This is a genomic window from Rhodopseudomonas infernalis (assembly GCF_022271405.1).
Lineage (GTDB): Bacteria > Pseudomonadota > Alphaproteobacteria > Rhizobiales > Xanthobacteraceae > Rhodopseudomonas > Rhodopseudomonas infernalis.
Map to the genome: position 1 here is coordinate 1 of NZ_JAJNAL010000024.1, position 21,871 is coordinate 21,871.

General features: G+C 64.8%; 22 protein-coding genes. 14 read left to right on the plus strand and 8 right to left on the minus strand.

Annotated elements, in window-relative coordinates:
• Window positions 1-114: 114 nt before the first annotated feature.
• A complete protein-coding gene (locus LPW26_RS16250; RefSeq protein ID WP_238736486.1) occupies window positions 115-1,344 on the minus strand; it encodes a branched-chain amino acid ABC transporter substrate-binding protein in 1,230 nt (409 codons plus the stop codon).
• A gap of 174 nt (window positions 1,345-1,518) precedes the next feature.
• Complete coding sequence (locus LPW26_RS16255; RefSeq protein ID WP_238736489.1) at window positions 1,519-2,361, minus strand: uroporphyrinogen-III synthase; 843 nt, start codon at window positions 2,359-2,361, stop codon at window positions 1,519-1,521.
• A gap of 132 nt (window positions 2,362-2,493) precedes the next feature.
• Between LPW26_RS16255 and purU the strand changes: the two genes are divergently transcribed.
• Complete coding sequence (purU, locus tag LPW26_RS16260; RefSeq protein WP_238736491.1) at window positions 2,494-3,354, plus strand: formyltetrahydrofolate deformylase; 861 nt, start codon at window positions 2,494-2,496, stop codon at window positions 3,352-3,354.
• A gap of 59 nt (window positions 3,355-3,413) precedes the next feature.
• On the opposite strand, the gene LPW26_RS16265 is transcribed toward purU, so the two are convergent.
• Entirely contained in the window at window positions 3,414-4,001 is a 588-nt protein-coding gene (locus tag LPW26_RS16265; protein ID WP_238736493.1) for a DUF2939 domain-containing protein, read from the minus strand.
• A gap of 108 nt (window positions 4,002-4,109) precedes the next feature.
• Entirely contained in the window at window positions 4,110-4,388 is a 279-nt protein-coding gene (locus LPW26_RS16270) for a hypothetical protein (RefSeq protein WP_238736495.1), read from the minus strand.
• Window positions 4,389-4,769: 381 nt separating this feature from the next.
• On the opposite strand from LPW26_RS16270, the gene LPW26_RS16275 reads away from it, so the two are divergent.
• From LPW26_RS16275 to LPW26_RS16305, 7 genes are all read left to right on the plus strand, one after another.
• Window positions 4,770-5,945, plus strand: a complete 1,176-nt coding sequence (locus tag LPW26_RS16275; protein ID WP_238736496.1) for an ABC transporter substrate-binding protein — start codon at window positions 4,770-4,772, stop codon at window positions 5,943-5,945.
• A gap of 157 nt (window positions 5,946-6,102) precedes the next feature.
• Entirely contained in the window at window positions 6,103-6,969 is an 867-nt protein-coding gene (locus LPW26_RS16280) for a branched-chain amino acid ABC transporter permease (RefSeq protein ID WP_238736497.1), read from the plus strand.
• Window positions 6,970-6,973: 4 nt separating this feature from the next.
• Entirely contained in the window at window positions 6,974-7,993 is a 1,020-nt protein-coding gene (locus tag LPW26_RS16285) for a branched-chain amino acid ABC transporter permease (RefSeq protein WP_238736498.1), read from the plus strand.
• Window positions 7,990-8,742, plus strand: a complete 753-nt coding sequence (locus LPW26_RS16290) for an ABC transporter ATP-binding protein (RefSeq protein ID WP_238736500.1) — start codon at window positions 7,990-7,992, stop codon at window positions 8,740-8,742. Before LPW26_RS16285 ends, LPW26_RS16290 begins: the two co-directional genes overlap by 4 nt.
• Window positions 8,735-9,457, plus strand: a complete 723-nt coding sequence (locus LPW26_RS16295; RefSeq protein WP_238736501.1) for an ABC transporter ATP-binding protein — start codon at window positions 8,735-8,737, stop codon at window positions 9,455-9,457. The genes LPW26_RS16290 and LPW26_RS16295 overlap by 8 nt, the downstream gene beginning before the upstream one ends.
• A 20-nt stretch (window positions 9,458-9,477) precedes the next feature.
• Complete coding sequence (locus LPW26_RS16300; protein WP_238736503.1) at window positions 9,478-10,596, plus strand: cobalamin-independent methionine synthase II family protein; 1,119 nt, start codon at window positions 9,478-9,480, stop codon at window positions 10,594-10,596.
• A gap of 38 nt (window positions 10,597-10,634) precedes the next feature.
• Window positions 10,635-10,814 (plus strand): hypothetical protein, encoded by a 180-nt coding sequence (locus tag LPW26_RS16305; protein WP_238736504.1) that lies wholly within the window; start codon window positions 10,635-10,637, stop codon window positions 10,812-10,814.
• A 3-nt stretch (window positions 10,815-10,817) separates the two neighbouring features.
• Here LPW26_RS16305 and LPW26_RS16310 read toward each other — a convergent pair whose 3' ends face one another.
• Window positions 10,818-12,122 (minus strand): UDP-glucose dehydrogenase family protein, encoded by a 1,305-nt coding sequence (locus LPW26_RS16310; protein WP_238736505.1) that lies wholly within the window; start codon window positions 12,120-12,122, stop codon window positions 10,818-10,820.
• Window positions 12,123-12,832: 710 nt separating this feature from the next.
• Here LPW26_RS16310 and LPW26_RS16315 point away from each other — a divergent pair.
• The 3 genes from LPW26_RS16315 to LPW26_RS16325 are packed head-to-tail and all read left to right on the plus strand — an operon-like array spanning window position 12,833 to window position 16,684.
• Window positions 12,833-13,657: a class II glutamine amidotransferase gene (locus LPW26_RS16315; RefSeq protein WP_238736590.1), complete on the plus strand. Its 825-nt coding sequence runs from the start codon at window positions 12,833-12,835 to the stop codon at window positions 13,655-13,657.
• Window positions 13,658-13,683: 26 nt separating this feature from the next.
• The gene (locus LPW26_RS16320) at window positions 13,684-15,462 is read left to right on the plus strand and encodes an N-acetylglutaminylglutamine amidotransferase (protein WP_238736507.1); all 1,779 of its coding nucleotides are present in this window, start codon (window positions 13,684-13,686) and stop codon (window positions 15,460-15,462) included.
• Window positions 15,452-16,684 carry a carboxylate-amine ligase gene (locus tag LPW26_RS16325; RefSeq protein ID WP_238736508.1) on the plus strand — a complete coding sequence of 411 codons (1,233 nt, stop codon included), beginning with the start codon at window positions 15,452-15,454 and terminating at the stop codon, window positions 16,682-16,684. Before LPW26_RS16320 ends, LPW26_RS16325 begins: the two co-directional genes overlap by 11 nt.
• A 93-nt stretch (window positions 16,685-16,777) precedes the next feature.
• Here the strand turns inward: LPW26_RS16325 and LPW26_RS16330 are convergent, their stop codons facing one another.
• From LPW26_RS16330 to LPW26_RS16340, 3 genes are all read right to left on the minus strand, one after another.
• A complete protein-coding gene (locus LPW26_RS16330; protein WP_238736509.1) occupies window positions 16,778-17,008 on the minus strand; it encodes a DUF3222 family protein in 231 nt (76 codons plus the stop codon).
• Window positions 17,009-17,041: 33 nt separating this feature from the next.
• A complete protein-coding gene (locus tag LPW26_RS16335; RefSeq protein ID WP_238736510.1) occupies window positions 17,042-17,293 on the minus strand; it encodes a hypothetical protein in 252 nt (83 codons plus the stop codon).
• 70 nt (window positions 17,294-17,363) lie between these two features.
• Complete coding sequence (locus LPW26_RS16340; protein ID WP_238736512.1) at window positions 17,364-18,386, minus strand: alpha/beta fold hydrolase; 1,023 nt, start codon at window positions 18,384-18,386, stop codon at window positions 17,364-17,366.
• 150 nt (window positions 18,387-18,536) lie between these two features.
• On the opposite strand from LPW26_RS16340, the gene LPW26_RS16345 reads away from it, so the two are divergent.
• From LPW26_RS16345 to LPW26_RS16355, 3 genes are read left to right on the plus strand one after another with little or no spacing between them, the layout of a single operon-like run.
• Window positions 18,537-19,811 (plus strand): efflux RND transporter periplasmic adaptor subunit, encoded by a 1,275-nt coding sequence (locus tag LPW26_RS16345; protein WP_238736513.1) that lies wholly within the window; start codon window positions 18,537-18,539, stop codon window positions 19,809-19,811.
• Window positions 19,808-21,034, plus strand: a complete 1,227-nt coding sequence (locus LPW26_RS16350) for an ABC transporter permease (protein WP_238736515.1) — start codon at window positions 19,808-19,810, stop codon at window positions 21,032-21,034. The genes LPW26_RS16345 and LPW26_RS16350 overlap by 4 nt, the downstream gene beginning before the upstream one ends.
• The gene (locus tag LPW26_RS16355) at window positions 21,027-21,719 is read left to right on the plus strand and encodes an ABC transporter ATP-binding protein (protein ID WP_238736517.1); all 693 of its coding nucleotides are present in this window, start codon (window positions 21,027-21,029) and stop codon (window positions 21,717-21,719) included. Before LPW26_RS16350 ends, LPW26_RS16355 begins: the two co-directional genes overlap by 8 nt.
• Window positions 21,720-21,871: the final 152 nt, after the last annotated feature.

Sequence of the window (21,871 nt, forward strand, 5' to 3'; positions counted from 1 at the left end):
CCCCCCCCCCCCCCCCCCGTTTCGACAGAGCGCGGACGTTGCGTCGTGTGGAGGCGCCCCCTCACCCCAACCCTCTCCCCGCGAGCGGGGAGAGGGAGGAGCGATGTGGGAGACTTACGGCCGTTCCATCTTGCAGGTGGTCGGCAGCATGGTCTGGGCGGTGTCGACCTTGGCGACCTGCTTCCAGCCCCAACCGGTCTTTTCTTCGTCGAACTGACCCGCGGGAATTTCGCCGAAGGACGAGATGTAGATCGGCTGGAAGAACTGGTGATCGTCCTTGCGCATGATGCCTTCGCCGCCGTTCAACACTTCGAATTTCATGTCCTCGAGGGCCTGAGCGACCTTCACGGCATCGAGCGACTTGGCCTTCTCGGCCGCAGCAGCGAACATCCGCATTTCGTTGACGGCGCGCGGATACCACAGGCTCAGGTCGACCTTGGCGCGGAACGCCTTTTCGAAATCCTGCGACTGCTTGTGTTCGACGTTGGCGAAGCCTTCGGTGATCTGGAACACCTGATGGTTCAGGCCTGCCTGCTTGATCGCGGTCGGGCCGCCGGCGCCGCCGGCGTAGTAGGTGTACCAGCTCACCTTGAGGCCGGCGTCGGCGGCAGCCTTCAGCAGCAGCGCGATGTCCTGGCCCCAGTTGCCGCTCACCACGGTGTCCGCGCCCGACGCCTTGATCTTGGCCACATAGGGGGCGAAGTCCGAGATCTTCAGCAGCGGATGCAGCTCGTCACCGACGATCTGGATGTCCGGACGCTTCTTGGCCAGCATCGCGCGGGCCTGGGTGCGGACCGACTGGCCGAACGAATAGTCCTGATTGATCAGGTAGACTTTCTTGATGGCCGGCGTGTCCTTCATGTAGTTGGTCAGCGCCTCCATCTTGATGTCGGAGTTCGCGTCCCAACGGAAATGCCAGAAGCTGCACTTGTCGTTGGTCAGGACCGGGTCGACCGCGGCGTAGTTGAAGTACAGCACTTCCTTGCCGGGGTTGCGTTCGTTGTATTTGGTCAGGAAGTCCGACAGCGCGCCGGCGACGGACGAGCCGTTGCCCTGGGTGACGTAGCGAACGCCGGAGTCGATCGCCTTTTGCGCCTGGATGAGGCTTTCCTGCGGATTGGTCTTGTTGTCGAGCGGGACGATCTCGACCTTCTTGCCGAGGATGCCGCCCTTGGCGTTGAGCTCGTCGGCGAGATACTGGAAGGTCTTGAGGCCGCCTTCACCGACGCTGGCACCGCCGCCGGAGAGCGGATCGATATATCCGAGCTTCACGGTTTCCTGGGCGATTGCCGCCGATGCGAACATCGGCGCGGCGATTGCCACGGCTGCGAGAAAACGCTTCATCTGGTTCCTCCCTGAATCCCCGAAGGGCTTTTTCTATTCTTGGCGTGTTAGCGCAGATCACTAATCAGTTTCAACCCGCCGCTGAGGTTCTTCAGAAACATCCTTTACTTTCGGGGGCCGGCCCGCCGTCCGAATGATGGACGGGCGCGGCGTGCCTCGTTCGCAGGCAGGCACTCAGGCGCGGGCCGTCCGCGGAGCGCTGCCACTCAGCGCAGCGATCATCGCGCTGATCAGCGGCTTCATAAAGAACGCGCCCTCCGGCGGCGTGATCGCGGGCGTCAGTCCGTGCCGCTTCAGTTCGTCGGAGACCACCGGCCCCACCGATGCGATCGGCGTTGTCAGGAGAGCTTGACGCAGTCTGTCATCGCAGCCGCGTGCTTTCGCCACCTCCAGCAGCCGGCGAAACTGGTTGGAACTGGTCAGCGCGATCGCATCGACGCGGCCCTCCGCCATCTCATCGATCGCCATCACCACATTGTCCTCCGCGGCGCGCGGATCGTAGGCGTAGGGCAGCACGGTATCGACTTGAGCGCCCTGCGCGGTGATTGCGCCGATCAGCGCGGCGTGGTCCTTATCCGGATATAGCTGCAGGCCGACCCGGCGCCCCTCGAGATCGTAGCTGGCCAGCGTGTTGACGATTCCCTCCGAGGTCGGCTCCTCGGTGGTGACGGTGGCATCGAGCCCAAGCTCGCGCAGCGCGCGGCCGGGCTTTGGTCCGCGAGCGAACCGCCTGGTCTTGCCGACAGCCTCGACAAAGGCAGGCTCACGGTCGAGGCTGCGCGCCAGCTTGGTGAGGCGGCGCAGGCCTTCGCCGGTGGTCAGCACCAGATCGTCGAACGGTTCGTGGATCAGCCGGTCGATCCAGGCCGCGACCGGGGCGGGGTCGGGGGCGTCGATGATCGCCACCATCGGACATTGCAGCACGTCGGCGCCCTGATCGCCAAGCAGCCGCGAGAATTGTGCCTCCTCGCGGGTCTCGAGGATCAGGATACGATATCCGCCGAGCCGTCCAGCCATTCCAGATTTCCGTCAATCGCCAACGCTTTGGTCATCTTGCGCCTTTGATCGGGATTGGCGCAAGGGCGGAGGCGGTGCTAGAGCAGGGCTACCCCGCTGCCCCGGCGCGCCCGCGCTGCTACCAAGATTGCCATGCCCCATCGTCAATATGTGCTGACCCTGTCCTGTCCCGATCGCCCCGGCATCGTGGCGGCGGTGACGACTTTCCTGTTCGAGAACGGCCAGAATATTCTCGACGCCCAGCAATTCAACGACACCGAGAGCGGTCACTTCTTCATGCGGGTGGTGTTCAACGCCGCCGGCAGGGTCATCCCTCTCGCCGATCTGCGCACCGGCTTCGGTCCGATCGCGGTGAAGTTCACGATGGGCTGGCAGATGCGCGACCGCGAAAGCCGGCGCCGCGTGATGCTGCTGGTGTCGCAATCGGATCACTGCCTTGCCGACATCCTGTATCGCTGGCGGATCGGCGAACTGCCGATGATCCCGACCGCGATCGTCTCCAATCACCCGCGTGAGACCTTCAGCGGCTTCGACTTCGGCGAGATTCCATTCTACCACATGCCGGTGACCAAGGAGACGCGGCGCCAGCAGGAGGCCGCGATCACCGCGCTGATCGCGCAGACCAAGACCGATCTGGTGGTGCTGGCGCGCTACATGCAGATCCTGTCCGACGAGATGTCCCAGCGCCTCGCCGGCCGCTGCATCAACATCCACCACTCGTTCCTGCCGGGCTTCAAGGGCGCAAGGCCCTATCACCAGGCGTTCGATCGCGGCGTCAAGCTGATCGGCGCCACCGCGCACTACGTCACCAGCGCCCTCGACGAAGGCCCGATCATCGATCAGGATGTCGAGCGCATCAGCCATCGCGACACGCCGGCAGACCTGGTGCGCAAAGGCCGCGATATCGAACGCCGCGTGCTGGCCCGCGCGATGCATTACCACCTCGACGACCGCGTGATCCTCAACGGCCGCAAGACGGTGGTGTTCAACTGATCCGGGCCCTGCCGCAAGCATCGAAGCCTGGCTTGCCGGTCTTCAGAGCTTAGGCAGGGTTACTTCGCCGGTAGCGCGGCGGCGAGGTCGCGGGCGACGTTGGCGGGCAGCGTCAGACCGGACAACTTCCATCCGTTGCCGGCGAAATGGATCCGCACCTCGCTGACGTCCTCGGTCCCGGCGGTGCCGCCGACCCGAAAGCCGAACTCCATCGGATCGATGAAGCGGAAGCGCTGCAGCATTGTCAGCACATTGCCGGTTTCGAGATCGGCCAGCCGCGGCAGGCCGGTGATCTGCGGGATCTCCGGCACGCCCTGAAGCTGCCCGCTCTTCAGGATCTCCGTGAGATGCTCCGGCGTCAGCATCTTGCCGATCATCGCCTGGGCGACGCCGCTGCCGGCGGCGCGGATCAGCATCCGTTCACTGGAGCCGACCTGACGGGTCTGGCCGATGCGCGTCAGATAGGCCGCCACGACCTGGTCGGCGATCGACTGCGTCAGCGACGGCACATCGGTGCGGGCGATCACCGTGGCGCCGTCGCCCGCCCTCACCGCGTTCGCCAGGGCGGCGAGCGACCACATGGCCGAGCCGAGATAGGCTGCGATCAGGATCGCGAGCACGATGAGGCTGCCGATCAGCCGGCGCATGATCTTCTCCAAGAAAATTCGACGGTCGATTCGACGGGCCGAGCCGTCGTCAACTCGGGCCAGGACGTTTCGCTCCAACCCGGGCTGAAAGCAATCCGGTCGACCGCCTCAGCGGGCGGGCGCGGCAGCCTGGCCGGCCGGAGCTTCCAGCTTCGCGCGTTCGGCAGCCGGCAGGCTGCGCAAGCGCTCCTGCTCGCGCATATAGGCGTCGTACTTCGCGGTCCCGGGACGCGGTGGGGCGTTGGCGGGCAGGCCGCCGGCCCATTGCGGGACGTACTCGCCCATCCCGGATGCCAGCTTTTCGTTCACGGTGCCGCAGCCTGCGAGCCCGCAGACCACAAGCGCTAGGGAAACCGCGACCGATAGACGCAACGAACTCGCTGGCATTGGTATCTCGATATCTCGATTGGCTCGGCTGTCCGCCGGGCGACCCAGGCGGCCGCTATGAGGAAGAGCGCGGAAGGGCAAAGGACCGGCAGACCGCTGGATGATCTATCTGCTATCCTAATAAGGCATACCTGTTATCGCACCATCATCCCGGTTTCCATGGCAATGATGTGGCCAATCCGCCGGCTGTAATTGTGCACGTCGCTGGCCACTGCTGGCGACGCCAAAGGGGCGGTTACGTCCTCATACGGACAGGTGCCTACGCCTGACAGTCCGGCAGCACCGGAGCCGGGCCGCATGACTCCGCGGCGGCACCTCGGCTAGGATGGAATCGGGGTAAAAAACCTCGGACGTAAAGCGCAGGGACAAGAGGAAACACCAATGCTGATTGGCAGACGTACACTGCTGCAGGCCGCCTGCATCGCCATCGCGGCAGCCACACCGATCGCCGCGCAGGCCGAGGATGTCTTCAAGATCGGCCTGATCGTGCCGATGACCGGCGGCCAGGCGTCGACCGGCAAGCAGATCGACAACGCGATCAAGCTGTACATGAAGAAGAACGGCGCCACCGTCGCCGGCAAGAAGATCGAAGTCATCCTCAAGGACGACGCCGCGATTCCGGATAATACCAAACGGATGGCGCAGGAACTGATCGTCAACGACAAGGTCAACGTGATCGCCGGCTTCGGCATCACCCCGGCGGCGCTCGCCGCCGCGCCGCTCGCGACCCAGGCCAAGGTGCCGGAGATCGTGATGGCCGCCGGCACCTCGATCATCACCGAACGCTCGCCCTATATCGTGCGCACCTCTTTCACGCTGCCGCAATCGTCGAGCATCATCGGCGACTGGGCCGCCAAGAACGGCATCAAGAAGGTCGCGACGCTGACCTCGGACTACGCGCCCGGCAACGACGCGCTGGTGTCGTTCAAGGAGCATTTCACCGCAGGCGGTGGCGAGATCGTCGAAGAGATCAAGGTGCCGCTGGCCAATCCGGATTTCGCGCCTTTCCTGCAGCGCATGAAGGACGCCAAGCCGGACGCGATGTTCGTGTTCGTGCCGGCCGGGCAGGGCGGCAACTTCATGAAGCAGTTCGCCGAGCGCGGTCTCGACAAGAGCGGCATCAAGGTGATCGGCCCCGGCGACGTGATGGACGACGACCTCCTCAACAGCATGGGCGACGCCGCGCTCGGCGTGGTCACCGCGCACATGTATTCGGCCGCGCATCCGTCGGCGATGAACAAGGAGTTCGTCGCCGCCTACAAGAAGGACTTCGGCCAACGCCCCGGCTTCATGGCGGTCGGCGGCTATGACGGCATCCATCTGATCTACGAAGCCCTGAAGAAGACCGGCGGCAAGACCGATGGCGATTCGCTGGTCGCGGCGATGAAGGGCATGAAGTGGGAGAGCCCGCGCGGCCCGATCTCGATCGACCCCGAGACCCGCGACATCGTCCAGGATATCTACATCCGCAAGGTCGAAAAGGTCGACGGCGAACTTTACAATGTCGAGTTCGCCAAGTTCGACGCCGTGAAGGACCCCGGCAAGACGAAGAAGTAAGATCGTTTACGACGCCCCGGACTCGACGTTTGTCATTCCGGGGCACGCGAAGCACGAACCCGGAATCCATAACCACCTACAGGGGATATGGATTCCGGGTCTGCGCCCCGAAGAGGGGGCGCATCCCGGAATGACGAACGCTAGTGATTGAAGCTCGATGACCTTCCTCACCATCCTGTTCGACGGCGTCGCTTACGGCATGTTGCTGTTCGTGCTGGCGTGCGGGTTGGCGGTGACGCTGGGGCTGATGAATTTCGTCAACCTCGCACACGGCGCGTTCGCGATGGCCGGCGGTTATGTCTGCGCCGTGCTGGTCAATCGCACCGGCTGGCCGTTCTTCGCGGCGCTGCCGGTCGCGTTTCTCGCCAGCGCGCTGATCGGCGCGCTGCTGGAGCGGCTGCTGTATCGCCACCTCTACGAGCGCTCGCACCTCGATCAGGTGCTGTTTAGCGTCGGCCTGGTGTTCATGTCGGTGGCGGCGGTCGATTACATCATGGGCTCGTCGCGGGTGTTCATCGCGCTGCCCGAAGCGCTGCAAGGCCAGATCGATTTGTTCGGCGTCGGCATCGGCCGCTACCGGCTGATGATCATCGTGATCTGCGGGCTGCTCACCGTTGCGCTGCAATTGACGCTGGCCAAGACGCGGTTCGGCAGCCGGCTGCGCGCCGCCGTCGACGATCCGCGCGTCGCCTCGGGCCTCGGCATCAACGTGCCGCAGGTGTTTGCGTTGACCTTCGCGTTCGGCTGCGGTCTCGCCGGCTTCGGCGGCGCTCTCAGCGCCGAGATTCTCGGGCTCGATCCCTACTTCCCGCTGAAGTTCATGATCTACTTTTTGATCGTGGTCACGGTCGGCGGCTCGTCCTCGATCACCGGTCCGTTCCTGGCTTCGCTGCTGCTCGGCATCGGCGACGTCGCCGGCAAATACTATCTGCCGAAGCTCGGGCCGTTCATCATCTACACCATCATGATCGTGATCCTGATCTGGCGCCCCAACGGCCTGTTCGGCCGCACCGCCGCGCGGTGACCGCATGACCGCGCCCGCTGACAATGTCGGTTTCCACGCCCGCCGCGGCGCCCGCTGGCGCATCGGCGAAGCGGTGTTCTGGCTGGCGCTGATCGCTGTCGGCTGTCTGTTCCCGTCGCGCTATCTGATCATGACCGAGATCGTCCGGATCGGCCTGTTCGCGCTGTCGCTCGACCTGATCCTCGGCTACGCGGGCATCGTCTCGCTTGGCCACGCCGCGTTCTTCGGTGTCGGCGCCTATGCGGCCGGCCTGATGGCGCTGCACGGGCTGGTGCCCGAGCCGGTCCTGGCGCTGCTGGTCGCCGGGCTCGTCGCCGGCGTGGTCGGCTTCGCCACCAGCTTCCTGGTGATCCGCGGCGTCGATCTCACCCGGCTGATGGTGACGCTCGGCATCGCGCTGCTGCTCGAAGCGCTGGCCGAGCGGTTCTCCAACATCACCGGCGGCACCGACGGCCTGCAGGGCATCGTGATGCAGCCGATCCTGGGCGTGTTCGAGTTCGATATCTTCGGCAAGGTGGGGTTCTGGTACAGCGTCGCGGTGCTGTTCGTGATGTTCCTGTTGGCCCGCCGCATCGTGCATTCGCCGTTCGGTCTCAGCCTCCGCGCCATCCGCAACAATCCGCTGCGGGCGTCGGCGGTCGGCATTCCGGTCAATCGCCGGCTGGTCGCGGTCTACACGCTCGCGGCGGCCTATGCGGGCATCGCCGGCGCGCTGTTCACCCAGACCACGCAGCTGGCCTCGCTCGACGTATTCTCGTTCGAGCGTTCGGCCGATCTGGTGCTGGTGCTGGTGCTCGGCGGCACAGGCTATCTGTATGGCGGTTTGATCGGTGCGGTGATTTTCAAGATCCTGCAGGAAGTGTTCTCGACCATCACGCCGCAATACTGGCTGTTCTGGATCGGGCTGGTGCTGGTGACGATCGTGCTGATCGGCCGCGAGCGGCTGGAGCGATGGGTGATGTATGTGCCCCGCGCGGTGATGCGGACGCTGCGCCGTGAGAAGCCGGCCGGAGGTGCGTCATGACTCTGGCGCTGCAAACCATCGGTCTCGACAAGCACTTCGGCGGCCTCCACGTCACCCGCAATCTGTCGCTCAACGTCGAGGCAGGCGCGCGCCACGCACTGATCGGCCCGAACGGCGCCGGCAAGACGACGGTGATCAACCAGCTCACCGGCGTGCTGAAGCCGAATGGCGGCCGCATCCTGCTCGAAGGGCAGGACATCACCGACATGCCGGCACACCGGCGGGTGCTGAAGGGGCTGTCGCGCACCTTCCAGATCAATCAGCTCTATGCAGACCTGACGCCGCTGGAGACCATCGGCCTCGCGGTGTCGGAGCGTTCCGGCCATGGCGGCGACTGGTGGCGGCGGATGGGCACCCGCGCCGACATCAACGACGAGATCGCCGACATCCTGACGCGTTTCCATCTGCTCGACGTGATGAATGAACCGACCGGGCGCTTGCCCTACGGCAAGCAGCGCCTGCTCGAGATCGCGGTGGCGATCGCCACCAAGCCGCGCGTGCTGCTGCTCGACGAGCCGGCTGCCGGCGTACCGGAGAGCGAGCGTCACGACATTCTCGCCGCGGTGGCGAACCTGCCCCGCGAGGTCACCGTGCTGTTGATCGAGCACGACATGGACCTTGTGTTCTCGTTCGCCGACCGCATCTCGGTGCTGGTCGCCGGCGGGCTGCTCACCGAAGGCCCGCCCGACGAGGTGGCGCGCGATCCGCAGGTCAAGGCCGTGTATCTCGGCGAGGATGCCGATGTCTGACCTGCTCACCATCGATCAACTCCGTGCCGGCTATGGCGAGGCGGTGGTGATCCCCGGCATGTCGCTGCGCATCGCCGATGGCGAGGCGCTGGCGCTGCTCGGCCGCAACGGCACCGGCAAGACGACGCTGATCAATTCGATCGTTGGCGTGACGAGGCGGTTTTTCGGTCGCATCGCGCTCGGCGGCCTCGATATCACCGCGCTGCGGCCCGACCAGCGCGCCCGCGCCGGTATCGGCTGGGTGCCGCAGGAGCGCAACATCTTCAAGTCGCTCACCGTCGAGGAGAATCTGACCGCGGTGGCGCAGCCCGGCCCGTGGACCGTCGCGCGCATCTACGACATGTTCCCGCGGCTCGAGGAGCGGCGCGGCAACTTCGGCAATCAACTGTCCGGCGGCGAGCAGCAGATGCTGGCGATCGGACGGGCGCTGATGCTGAACCCGAAGCTGTTGCTGCTCGACGAGCCGACCGAGGGCCTCGCGCCGATCATCGTCGACGAACTGCTGGTCGCGATCGGTGCGATCACCCGATCGGGCGGCATCTGCACCATTGTGGTCGAGCAAAATGCCCGAAAAATCCTCGGGCTCGCCGATCGCGTTGTGATATTGGAGCGCGGAATGATCGTCCACGAGGCGCCGAGCGTGGCGCTCAAGGACGATCCGGCGACGCTCGAACGCTACCTCGGCGTCTCCGGAGCCGCCGCCATCAAGAGCTGATCCTGCTTGGGAGTGAGACGATGCAGAGAACAAAAGCCCCCTTCCGCGCCGACGAAGTCGGCAGCCTGCTGCGCCCGCAGAGCATCAAGGAGGCGCGCGCCAAATTGGAGAAGGGCGAAATCACCGCCGCCGATCTGAAGAAGATCGAGGACTTGGAGATCGAAAAGGTCGTTCACAAGCAGGCGGCGATCGGCCTGAAGCTCGCCACCGACGGCGAGTTCCGCCGCTCTTGGTGGCACTTCGACTTTCTCAGCCATCTGACTGGCTGCGAACTCTATCATCCGGACACCGGCATTCAATTCGCCGGCGTACAGACCCGCAACGATTCGATCCGGGTGATCGGGAAGCTCGACTTCCCGGACGATCATCCGATGCTCGATCACTTCCGCTTCCTGAAGAAGCACGCCGACACCGCACATGTGACGGCCAAGATGACGATCCCGTCGCCGGCCGTGCTGCATTTCCGCGGCGGCCGCAAGGCGATCTCCAATGACGTTTATCCTGACCTCGACGTGTTCTTCGAGGATCTGGCCAAGACCTATCGCAAGGCCGTCAAGGCGTTCTACGACGCCGGCTGTCGCTATCTGCAGTTCGACGACACGGTGTGGGCCTATCTGTGCTCGCAGGACGAATTGGAGAAGGCCCGCGCCCGCGGCGACGATCCGGACAATCTGCAGCAGATCTACGCCCGCGTGATCAACTACGCGATCGCCGATCGGCCGGCCGACATGGTGATCACCACGCATGTCTGTCGCGGCAATTTCCGCTCGACCTGGATTTCGTCCGGCGGCTACGAGCCGGTGGCCGAGACGCTGCTGGCCGGCATCAATTACGACGGCTACTTCCTGGAATACGACTCCGAGCGCGCCGGCGGCTTCGAGCCGCTGCGTTTCCTGCCGAAGGGCAACAAGGTCGTGGTGGTCGGCGTCATCACCTCGAAGTTCGGCGAACTCGAGAAGAAGGACGACATCAAGCGCCGTCTGGAGGAGGCCGCCAAGTTCGCTCCGCTGGAGCAGCTCGCCGTCTCGCCGCAATGCGGCTTCGCGTCGACCGAGGAAGGCAACATCCTCAGCGAGCAGGAGCAGTGGGACAAGCTGCGCCTCGCCGTCGAGGTGTCGCAGGAGCTGTGGGGCAAGTAGCTGAGGAACAAGCAAGCCGAAAGTGAGCGGGTCACAGGATGCACCTGCTCGCTTTGCTTGCTTTCGTTATCATTGCGATCGGAGCAGGCGGCACTCCGCCTGTTCTGGCGCAGGCGGAATTTCTGCTTGGCGACGGGCAACAGATCGCCAGCGGCCAGTTAGTCTTCTTTCTCCATCATGGCCGGCATAAGACCGGCCGTGCCCGTGAGACGCAGTGACGCTCAGCCACGCCCCACGCCCTGATACGTGAACCCGTGCTCGGCCATCTCTTCCGGCCGGTACACGTTGCGCAGGTCGACGATCACCGGCTGCTTCATCGTGGTCTTCAGGCGCGGCAGGTCGAGCGCACGGAATTGCACCCATTCGGTGACGATCACAAGAACATCGGCGCCTTGCGCGCAATCGTAGGCATCTTCGCAATAGATGATATCGGGTAGCTCGGCCTTGGCCTGCGCCATGCCCACCGGATCGAACGCGCGCACGGTTGCGCCCATGTCGATCAGACCGGTGATCAGCGGTATCGACGGCGCGTCGCGCATGTCGTCGGTGTCCGGCTTGAAGGTCAGCCCGAGCACCGCCGCAGTCTTGCCGCGGAGACTGCCGCCGAGGGCGTTGGACACTTTGCGGGCCATCGCGCGCTTGCGGTTGTCGTTGACGGACAGCACCGCCTCGACGATGCGCAGCGGCACGTCGTGGTCGTGCGCGGTCTGCACGATCGCGCGGGTATCCTTGGGGAAGCACGAGCCGCCGAAGCCGGGGCCAGCGTGAAGAAACTTCTGGCCGATCCGGTTGTCCATGCCGATACCGCGGGCAACGTCCTGGACGTCGGCACCGACCTTCTCGGCGAGATCGGCCATTTCGTTGATGAAGGTGATCTTGGTCGCCAGGAAGGCATTTGCGGCGTACTTGATCAGCTCTGCGGTGCGCCGTGCCGTGTACATCAGCGGGCCTTGGTTGAGCGACAGCGGCCGATAGATTTCACCCAGCACCTTGCGGGCGCGCTCGTCCGCGGTGCCGATGACGATCCGGTCGGGGAATTTGAAGTCGCGGATCGCCGCGCCTTCGCGCAGGAATTCCGGATTGGAGGCGACCGCGGCGTCGGCGTCTGGGTTGGTTTCGTGGATCAGCCGTTCGACTTCATCGCCGGTGCCGACCGGCACGGTCGACTTGGTGACAACCACGGTGAAGCCCTTCAGCGCTGCGGCGATTTCTCGTGCGGCCGAATAAACGTAGCTGAGGTCGGCGTGGCCGTCGCCGCGCCGCGACGGCGTACCCACCGCGATGAAAACGGCGTCTGCCTCGCCCACCGGAGCGGTAAGGTCGGTGGTGAAATAGAGCCGCCCGGCCTTGACGTTGGCGGCTACCAGCTCTTCCAACCCTGGTTCGTAGATCGGAATTTGCCCTTGATGCAAGGCGGCAATTTTGTTGGCGTCCTTGTCGACGCAGGTGACGTGATGTCCAAAATCGGCAAAGCAGGCTCCCGACACCAGGCCGACATAGCCCGTTCCGATCATTGCAATTCGCATGGTTCGCTCTTCCGCTCGGCCCCCAGGTGCGGCCCTGCGGAGCTCTTAGCAGAAATACCGGCATTGCAAAATGACAGCGCCAGAGACGTCGCTGTGGATCGGGATTCCTGTTGCACATAATTCGGTCAAGAGCAGCGTGAGCGCAGCGGCTCGTGGAGGGGGTGAGGAACGACGCGAATTTGGTGATGCGCGATCAATCCTTCGCCAACCTCACACCCCCCTCAACGACAGTAGCAGGCCGACAACAGCGAACGCTCGACGCGCGCAGTCGCGCGCGCTGCGATGTGCGCCAAGAGGCGAACAGTGCGGCGACGACGAACAAATACATGAGGCTGCGGAAGATGCCGTCCTGCGTGGTGTTGAGGGCGAGGTCGTCGATCGTGTGCTCGGCAGGTGGTGCCATTGTAGCCGATGATGCAACTCACTCCGTCGAAGAATCCGCCGAGACAGCGGCCGAACGGCACGCCGGCAAGATCTGAAGCGGCCGCGTTTCCGTTGTCGCCACGAATCTAACGTCCTGCAGTTTCGACATGATGGAGGGGCGCTGGCGAGGGCTAGGGACATGGCGGATCCGGTGATGCGTTTCGCCCAAGGTTCCTATGCGATGCGCTCTGTGACGGAACCGGAGCCGGCTGCGGCAATTGACCATTGACGCGCAGCGCCGCGCATCCGTGTGCGGCTGCACAGCGTGTATCATCCCGAGGTTCCTGATGTGTCGCTGGATTGCCTATCGCGGAGAGGCCACTCTCTTCGAGAACTACGTCACCGAGCCGGTGCATTCGCTCATCACGCAAAGCCTGCGTGCGCGCGAATCGGCCGGCCCGACCAATGGAGACGGTTTCGGGCTCGGCTGGTACGGCGTGCATCCCGAGCCGGGCCTGTATCGCGAGACGCGGCCGGCGTGGTCGGACGAAAACCTGCGCTATCTATGCCGGCATCTGCAATCGCACATGTTCTTCGCGCATGTACGCGCCGCCACCGGCACGCCCGTCACGCGGCAGAACTGTCACCCGTTTGCGTGCGGCCGCTGGATGTTCATGCATAACGGCTTCGTCGGCAGCTGGAGTCGGCTGCGTCGCCGTATCGAGGCGATGATTCCTGACCCGCTGTATCCGTCGCGCAGCGGCAATACGGACTCCGAAGCGTTGTTTCTGGCCATTATGGGAGCCGGCATCGACGCGGATCCGGTCGACGCGACTCGGAGCGTGATGATCCGGCTGCGCGATTTGCTCAATGAGAATGGCCTGCGCGAGCGGATGCGCTTCACAGCGGCTCTTGCCAATGGCCACGAGCTTTACGCCTTCCGCTTCGCAGAAAACGATACGGCAAATTCCTTGTATTACAGACAAGCCGGCGACAGGTTGATCGTCGCATCCGAGCCCTATGATGGTGAGCCGACCTGGACGGAGGTTCCGAACAATCACGTCGTGTTGTCTCGTTCCGCCCATGAAGTTGAATTGTTCCCCTTCATGCCGGATGAACCGGAGCTGAAAGCGGAACATCCGGGTGCTCAAAAGGTTGTCGCGCGCGCCTGAAAGAGCAGCAAGCGAGGCCCTTCAAGATGTGTGGTATCTGCGGAGAAATCCGCACCCGAGGAGATGTTCGGCTCTCGGATTTCTGGGAGATGACGCGATCGATGCAATCGCGGGGCCCGGATTCGGAGGGCGTGTTCGCCCATGGTCTGGAGCACGGTTCGATGGCGTTCGGACATCGCCGTCTCGCGATCCTGGATCAGGCGTCGACTTCGCAACAGCCGATGATCGACAACGAACTCGGTCTCGGCATCGTCTTCAACGGTTGTATCTACAATTTTCGTGAGCTGAAATCCGAGTTGCAGGGCAAGGGATATCGCTTCTTCTCCGAAGGCGACACCGAAGTCATCCTGAAGGCCTACCACGCGTGGGGCACCGACTGCGTGCGCCGTTTCAAGGGGATGTTTGCCTTCGCGTTATGGGAGCGTGATGGCGGCCGCGTCGTGCTCGTTCGCGATCGGCTCGGCATCAAGCCGCTGTACTACACGGAAGGGGATGGTTATTTCCGTTTCGCATCGAGCTTGCCGTCACTGCTGGCCGCGGGCGGCGTCGACCGCACACTGGATCCGGTCGCGCTGCAGCAGTTCTTCAGCTTCCACGCCGCGGTGCCGGCGCCGCGCACCATCCTCAAGAGCGTGAAGAAGCTCGAGCCCGCCACCATTCTGACGATCCAGCCGGACGGCACGAAAAAAACGGAACGGTATTGGCACTTCACGGTCGGCGATCGATCCGGCGACCGCCGACTGAGTGAGCAGGAGTGGAGCAAGGCCGTCAGCGACGCGATGCTCGCGGCGGTCGATCGCCGCCGCGTCGCGGACGTACCGGTCGGCGTGCTTCTGTCGGGCGGTCTCGATTCGTCGCTGATTGTCGCGCTGCTCGCCAAGCTCGGTCACGGCAACGTCCGCACCTTTTCGATAGGCTTCGAAAGCGTCGGCGGTCAGAGCGGCGATGAGTTTTACTACTCGGACATTGTCGCGAAGCATTTCGGCACCGAACATGAGCAGATCCGCATCGACGGCGGAGAAGCCCTGGGCGTTCTCCCCGATGCGATCCGCGCGATGTCCGAGCCGATGGTCAGCCACGACTCGGTGGCGTTCTATCTGCTGTCGCGCGAAGTCGCCAAGCGGGTCCGCGTGGTGCAGAGCGGGCAGGGTGCCGACGAGATTTTCGGCGGCTACAGCTGGTATCCGTCTTTCCTCACCGCCAACGATGCCACCCGGCAATACCGCGATGCTTACTTCGACTGGCAGCAAGACGACCTGCGTAAGTTGTTGTCGGATGACGTCGACGAAGATCACGGCACCGCATTCGTGGAGTCGTTCTTCGCCCGAACGGCCGCGACCTCGGCGGTCGACAAAGCGCTGCAGATCGACGCCGAAATCATGCTGGTCGATGACCCGGTCAAGCGTGTCGACAACATGACGATGGCGCACGGCCTAGAAGCCCGCGTCCCGTTCCTCGATCACGAGGTGGTCGAGCTCGCGGCCAGGATGCCGTCGCGGCTCAAGGTCGCGGACGGCGGCAAATACATTCTCAAGCAGGCGGCGCGCTCGTTGCTGCCCGCTGAGGTGATCGATCGGCCGAAAGGTTACTTCCCGGTTCCGTCGTTGCGGCATCTGCGCGGCGAATTTCTCGACTATGTTCGGGACGTCCTGAACTCGCCCGCTGCACGTCAGCGCGGACTGTATCGATCAGAGTTCATCCAGCATATGCTCGACGAACCGGAAGCGGAGAAAAGCCCAAAAGGTCACTCCCGGCTGTGGCACGCCGCTCTGCTCGAAGCTTGGTTGCAAGAACATGCAATTTGACCCGAAGATCATCGAGCGGCTGCGGCTTCATTTGAGTGGCGATCACCGCCATCTCGTCATCCGCTCGGCTGCTGGCGTCGACGCCGTGGCGGCGAGCTACTCGTTCGGTATCGAGGAGGAGTACTTCCTCGCCGACGCCGCCACCGGCGAGGCCGCGGTGCTGACGCCGAATGAATTGTTCGAAGCCGCGAACTGGTCGACCGGCGGGCAGGTGATGCGCGAGATGCTGCAGGCGCAGATCGAAGTCGCCACCAACGTCCATGTCGATCCGAAAGACGCGCGCGAAGAATTGCGATTTCTGCGCCGCGAAGTCGCTGCCGTTGCCGCGCAATACGGCCTCGCCATCATGGCATGCAGCACGCACCCGACCGCGTCGTGGCGTGCGTCGCAGCCGAGTCCGAAGCCGCGTTATTTCGAGATGATCGAGGATCTCCAGATTATCGGTCATCGCAACATGCTGTGCGGCATGCATGTCCACGTGCAAATCCCCGAACCTGACAAACGGTTCGCGGTGATGTGCGCGATGATCCCCCACCTGCCGCTATTCCTGGCGCTGTCGACCTCATCGCCATTCTGGAATTCCGAGGACACCGGCCTGCGCGGTTATCGGCTGGCCGCCTACAGCGAGCTCCCGCGCACCGGGCTGCCCGAGTTGTTTGAAGATCAGCGCGGTTACGAGGACTACGTCAACGCGCTGGTGAAGTCGGGCGTGATGCCCGACGAGAGCCACGTGTGGTGGGCCATCCGTCCGTCTTTCCGGCACCCGACGCTGGAATTGCGAGCGCCGGATGTCTGCACCCGGCTCGATGACGCGGTGTCGATCGCCTGTCTGTATCGGGCATTGGTGCGGCATATCGGCGAAATGCCGGAGACCCCGAAGGTCGATGCCGTCGAGCGGGCGATCGCCGTCGAGAACAAATGGCGCGCGCAGCGCTACGGCACCGGCTGCAGCTTCGCCTCGCGCGATGGCGCGATCCCGATCGCCGATGCGCTCGATCGCATGATCGAATTGGTCCGCGAGGACGCGGCGGCGCTCGGCTGCGAAGAGGAAGTCGCGGCTGCCCGCAACATCCTGCGGCGCGGCAGCTCGGCGGATACCCAGCTCCGCGTCTTCGAAGAGAGCGGCGGCGACCTTCGTGCTGTGACACGCTGGATCGCCGATGAGACCATCGCCGAGGCGGGCTCGTCGACCGCCCCGACCCCACGGGACGCCGTGAAGTAGAGCGGGCTGACCGAGGCAGTCGGCTCGACGGAACCGGTTCACCGGTTTCGGCGGCCGTCATTGGGACGCCTGTCGCCGAGACGGACTGCGAAGCTAGACGCTATGCAGCCGCGGCTTCGACGACAGGATGCGCTGCGCCAGCACGACCGGGCAGTCCGGGGCGTGCTTGATCTCGTCGCCGGTCTGCAGCCACGGCACCGAGGCGTTGCATAGTTTGCACTGATTGTGCGCGCCGCCGTCTTCTTCGGAGACGATCTCGATCGCCGTCTTCAGAAGGGCAGTCGCGACCTTGCGGATATCTTCCGGGGCGGCGAAGTCGGCCATGGCATCAAGTCCGTTACAAGCTGCGGTCGTTGATCAATAGCACGGATGCCGGCGGCCATCCTGGCCGCGATAGGCGGCCGCGCTCTGCTTGCACAGCGCCGAGGTCGGACCGTCATAATAGGCGTAGGGCTGGCCGGGCCAGACCGGTGGACCATAATTGTGGATGTAGAGCGAGCCCTCGCCATGATGCCGATGGTGATGCCGGTGCTTGTGTTTGGCCGCCGCCGGCGCGGTGGCCGCGAGCGACACCACGGCAACGGCACAAACCAGTTTGAAGACGGTCATAGGGAATCTCCTGCCTGCCGGATGGAACGCGGCCGAACCCGTTCGGGTTTCATCGCTGAACCTGCCGATGTCAAGCGGGTTGCTGGTCCCCCGCTCGCAGCGGCCTCTCCACTGCGCGCAGCATCGTGGCGCCGCCGGCGCAACCCGCCAGCCGTTCAATCTCGGCGACGATCACCTCGGCGTGCGCATGGTGCGCCATATGCCCGGCGCCCGCGATGCGGATCATCCGCGCGCGCGGCATTGCTTGCGCCAGCGCCTCGGCATGAATCTGGGGCGGCACCACCGGATCGGCGCTGCCGGCGATGATCACAGTGGGGACGCGCACCGCCGGGTAGCGAGGCACGTGGTCAATCAACTGGTCGCGCAGCCCGGAATACTCCTGCAAGCTGCCAGAGAATCGTTTCGCCATCAGCGCCAAGCCGAGCCGGCTGCGGTCGGCGTAGTCCGGTGGCGGCGGCTCCGGCCGGAAGATCCGCGTCGCGACGCGGCCCATCATCGCCATGAACATCGGCGGCAGTACCGTGTAGTTGACAGACGGCTTCATCAGCACGTCGAACACGCGCTGGACCCAACGGATCCCGCGCGGCCTCGGGTGGGTGGTCGGATTGATCACCATCAGCCCCTGTACTGTGTCGGGATTATCGAGCGCATAGCGAAGCGCAATCAGCCCGCCGAACGAATGCCCGACCACGATCAGCGGCCCGGTCACGCCGCATTCACGCAGCACCTCGCGCAGCAGCGTCACCTGGTAGGCCGGCGACGCCAGCGGTCCCATGCCGGGCGCGCTGTAGCCCTGGCCGGGCCGATCCGGAATGATCACCCGCAGATTGCGTGACAGACGCTCGCCAAGCGCCATTCGCATATCTTCGCTGCACAGATTGGCGCCGTGCACCAGCAGCACCGTCGGCAGCGTCCGGTCGGAGGGTTGCGCCGGGGGCAGATCAAGCACGTGCATCCGCACGCCATTGGCGGTCACGAACACGCCACGCGGCGGGAATTTCGCCTCGAGCTTGCGCGCGATCGAGCACGACAGCCAGCCGGAGCCGAATAGCAGCGCGGCGGCGATCAGCACCAGCACAATGGCGGCAATCATTCAGGATCCTTCGGACGACAGTCCCAACGCGGACAAGCTCCGCAGCGACAACGGAAATTTGATCACGTGGCGCGCCCTGCGCATTGATCTTTCGCAATGGCCGATGGGCTTGGCGGCGCTACGGCTCGGTCGGGCAATCGACGGATCACCATGCAACTGGAAGCGGATCAACCGGGCAGGGCGGCGTCGACCGCGCCGGCCGCCGGGCTCGGCCGATGGGCGGGCGCGCTCTGGCGCTACAGGTGGTTGGTGCTGGGCATCGGCCTGGTGCTGATCGCGGCCGGTGCCGGTCTGGTCCGGCTGACGCTCGGCCCGCACGTCGCAGCCGTCGTGGCCGAGCGCGGCAATCTGGTGCAGACGGTGGTCGCCTCCGGCCATATCGAGACGCCCTACCGGGTCGAGATCGGCAGCCAGATCACCGGCACCGTCGCCGACGTGCTGGTGCGCGAAGGGCAGGAGGTTCACCAAGGCCAGCCGCTGATCGCGATCGAGGCCAGCGAGCTGCAGGCCGCGGTGGTACAGGCCGAGGGCGCGGTGGCGCAGGCCGAGGCGCGGGTGCGCCAGCTTCGCGAGCTGACCAAGCCGTCTGCCGATCAGGCGCTGCAACAGGCGCAGGCCAATCTGCTCAATGCCGAGGCCGCCTATCAGCGCGCCTCCAAGCTCGCCGCCTCCGGCTATGGCACCAAGGCGACGCTCGACGACGCCACCAAGAATCTCGACGTCGCCCGCACCCAGGTCCGAACCGCGGAGCTGCAGGTCTACACCTCGAGCCCGGTGGGCAGCGATTATGTGATGGCCGAAACCCAGCTCGGCCAGGCCCGCGCCACGCTCAACACCACGCGTGCCCGGCTCGGCTACGCCAGCATCACGGCGCCGCGCGACGGCGTGCTGATCACCCGCAATGTCGAGCGCGGCAGCGTGGTGCAGCCCGGCAGGGCCCTCCTGGTGCTGGCGCCGGCCGGCGACAGCCAGATCGTGGTGCAGATCGACGAGAAGAATCTCGGCCAGCTCGCGCTCGGCCAGAGCGCGCTGGCCTCCGCCGACGCCTATCCGGACAAGCGCTTCGCGGCGCGGCTCAGCTACATCAACCCGTCGGTCGATATCAACCGCGCCTCGGTCGAGATCAAGCTCGCGGTCACCGATCCGCCGGACTATCTGCGCCAGGACATGACGGTGTCGGTCGACATCGCCACCGCTCGTCGCGACAACGCGGTGATCGTGCCGGCGCGCGCGGTCAACGACGCCGCCACGGTGCCCTATGTGCTGAAGGCCGAGAGCGGCCGTGCCGTGCGGCAGTCCGTCAAACTCGGCCTGCGCGGCGTCGGCGCCTACGAGGTGATCGAGGGCCTCGCGCCGGGCGACCGGGTGATCCCGCTCACCACCGGCGTCAAGCCCGGCGATCGCATCCGCGTGGTCACGCCGTGAAGCGCTGGCTGCCGTTCGAGTGGATCGCCGCGGTGCGCTTCCTGCTCGACGGCGCACTACAGACGCTGGTGATCGTCGGCGGCATCGCTATCGGCGTCGGCGTCATCGTCTTCATGTCGGCGATGCTGGCCGGGCTGCAGGCCAATTTCATCAAGCGCGTGCTGACCTCGCAGCCGCAGATCCAGCTGATCCCGCCCGATCAGATCGCGCGTCCGCTGCGCAACGAACCCGGCACGGTCGAAATCGCGACGGTGCAGCGGCCGACCCAGCGGGTGATCTCGATCGATCAATGGCCGAAGATCCGCGCCGAGATGCAGGCGCGGCCGGACGTCGTCTACGCCGCCGCCACCGCGTCGGGCTCGGCGCTGGCGCTGCGCGGCGACACCAGCCGGGCGATCACGCTGTACGGCATCGAGCCGGAGATCTATTTCCAGATCGTCAAGGTGCCGGATTTCATCATCGCCGGCGAAGCCCAGATCACCACCGAGGGAATCCTGATCGGCGTCGAACTGGCGCGCGATCTCGGCGCGTCGCTCGGCGACAAGATCATCGTCTCGACGCCGCTCGCCGGCAATCGCATCCTCACCATCAAGGGCATCTTCGATTTCGGCAACAAGGCCGCCAACCAGCGCAACACCTTCGTGACGCTGCGCAACGCCCAGAGCATGCTCGGCCTGATCGGCGGCATCACCTCGATCGACATCACCGTCGCAGACATCTACACCGCCGAAACCATCGCGCAGGAAATCCAGGCGACGCTGCCGGTGAAGGCCGATAGCTGGATCCGAACCAACGCGCAGTTCTTCACCGCCGTGAAGGCGCAGCAGAATTCCAACACGCTGATCCGGCTGTTCGTCGGCCTTTCGGTGGCGTTCGGCATCGCCGCGGTGCTGATCGTTTCGGTGATCCAGCGCTCCAAGGACATCGGCATCCTGCGCGCGATGGGGACGCGCCGCGGGCAGATTCTCCGCGTGTTCCTGATCCAGGGTGGGCTGCTCGGCTTCGTCGGCGCGCTGATCGGCTCCGGCCTCGGCGCGCTGGCGCTGTTCGCGTGGCATCAATCGGCGCGACAGGTCGACGGCAGCGAGCTGTTTCCGCTGATCCTCGAATCCGAATTGTTCATTGCGGCGTCGCTGCTGGCGTCGCTCACCGGCGTTGCGGCCGCGATCGCGCCGGCGCTGCGGGCAGCGCGGCTCGATCCGGTGGTGGCGATCCGTGGCTGAAGTCCTGCGCCTCGACGGCATCCGCAAGTCCTACAATGTCGGCACCCCGGTCGAGACCGAGGTGCTGCACGGCATCGATCTCACGCTGCACGCGCGCGACTTTCTGGCGCTGATGGGGCCATCGGGCTCCGGCAAGTCGACGCTTCTCAACATCATCGGGCTGCTCGACCGGCCGACCGCGGGCAAGCTGACGATCAACGGCGAAGACACTGGCCTGCTCGGTGACGCGGCGCTGACGCAACTGCGCGGCCGCGCGATCGGCTTCGTGTTCCAGTATCACTATCTGATCTCGGCCTTCACGGCGCGCGAGAACGTGATGATGCCGATGCTGGTCGATCGCGGCCATCCGGATACGGCGATGGAGCGCCGCGCCGACGAACTGCTCGACCGCGTCGGCCTCAGCCGCTGGCGCAACAACAGCGCCAGCAACATGTCCGGTGGCCAGCAGCAGCGCGTCGCCATCGCCCGCGCGCTGGCGATGAACCCGGACCTCGTGCTCGCCGACGAGCCGACCGGCAATCTCGACACCAAATCCGCCGACGACGTGTTCGACCTGATGCGCGAAATCAATCGCGAACGCGGCACGACGTTTCTGCTGGTGACCCACAATGACGATCTCGCCAAACGCTGCGACCGCATCGTGCAGGTGGTGGATGGACGGATTGCGGGAGAGCAGGCGACTTGATCAGGAGGTCGTTTGAGCCGACGAGAGGGCGCTGTGGTGTTGAGCGAGATTGGCGTTCCCGCGCGGGGACGGGCCTTCGCGCCCTTGCGAATCCAACGTGATAACAAGATGCGCGAGGTTGGCTCCCGCGCATCCATCGTCGCATTCAACGC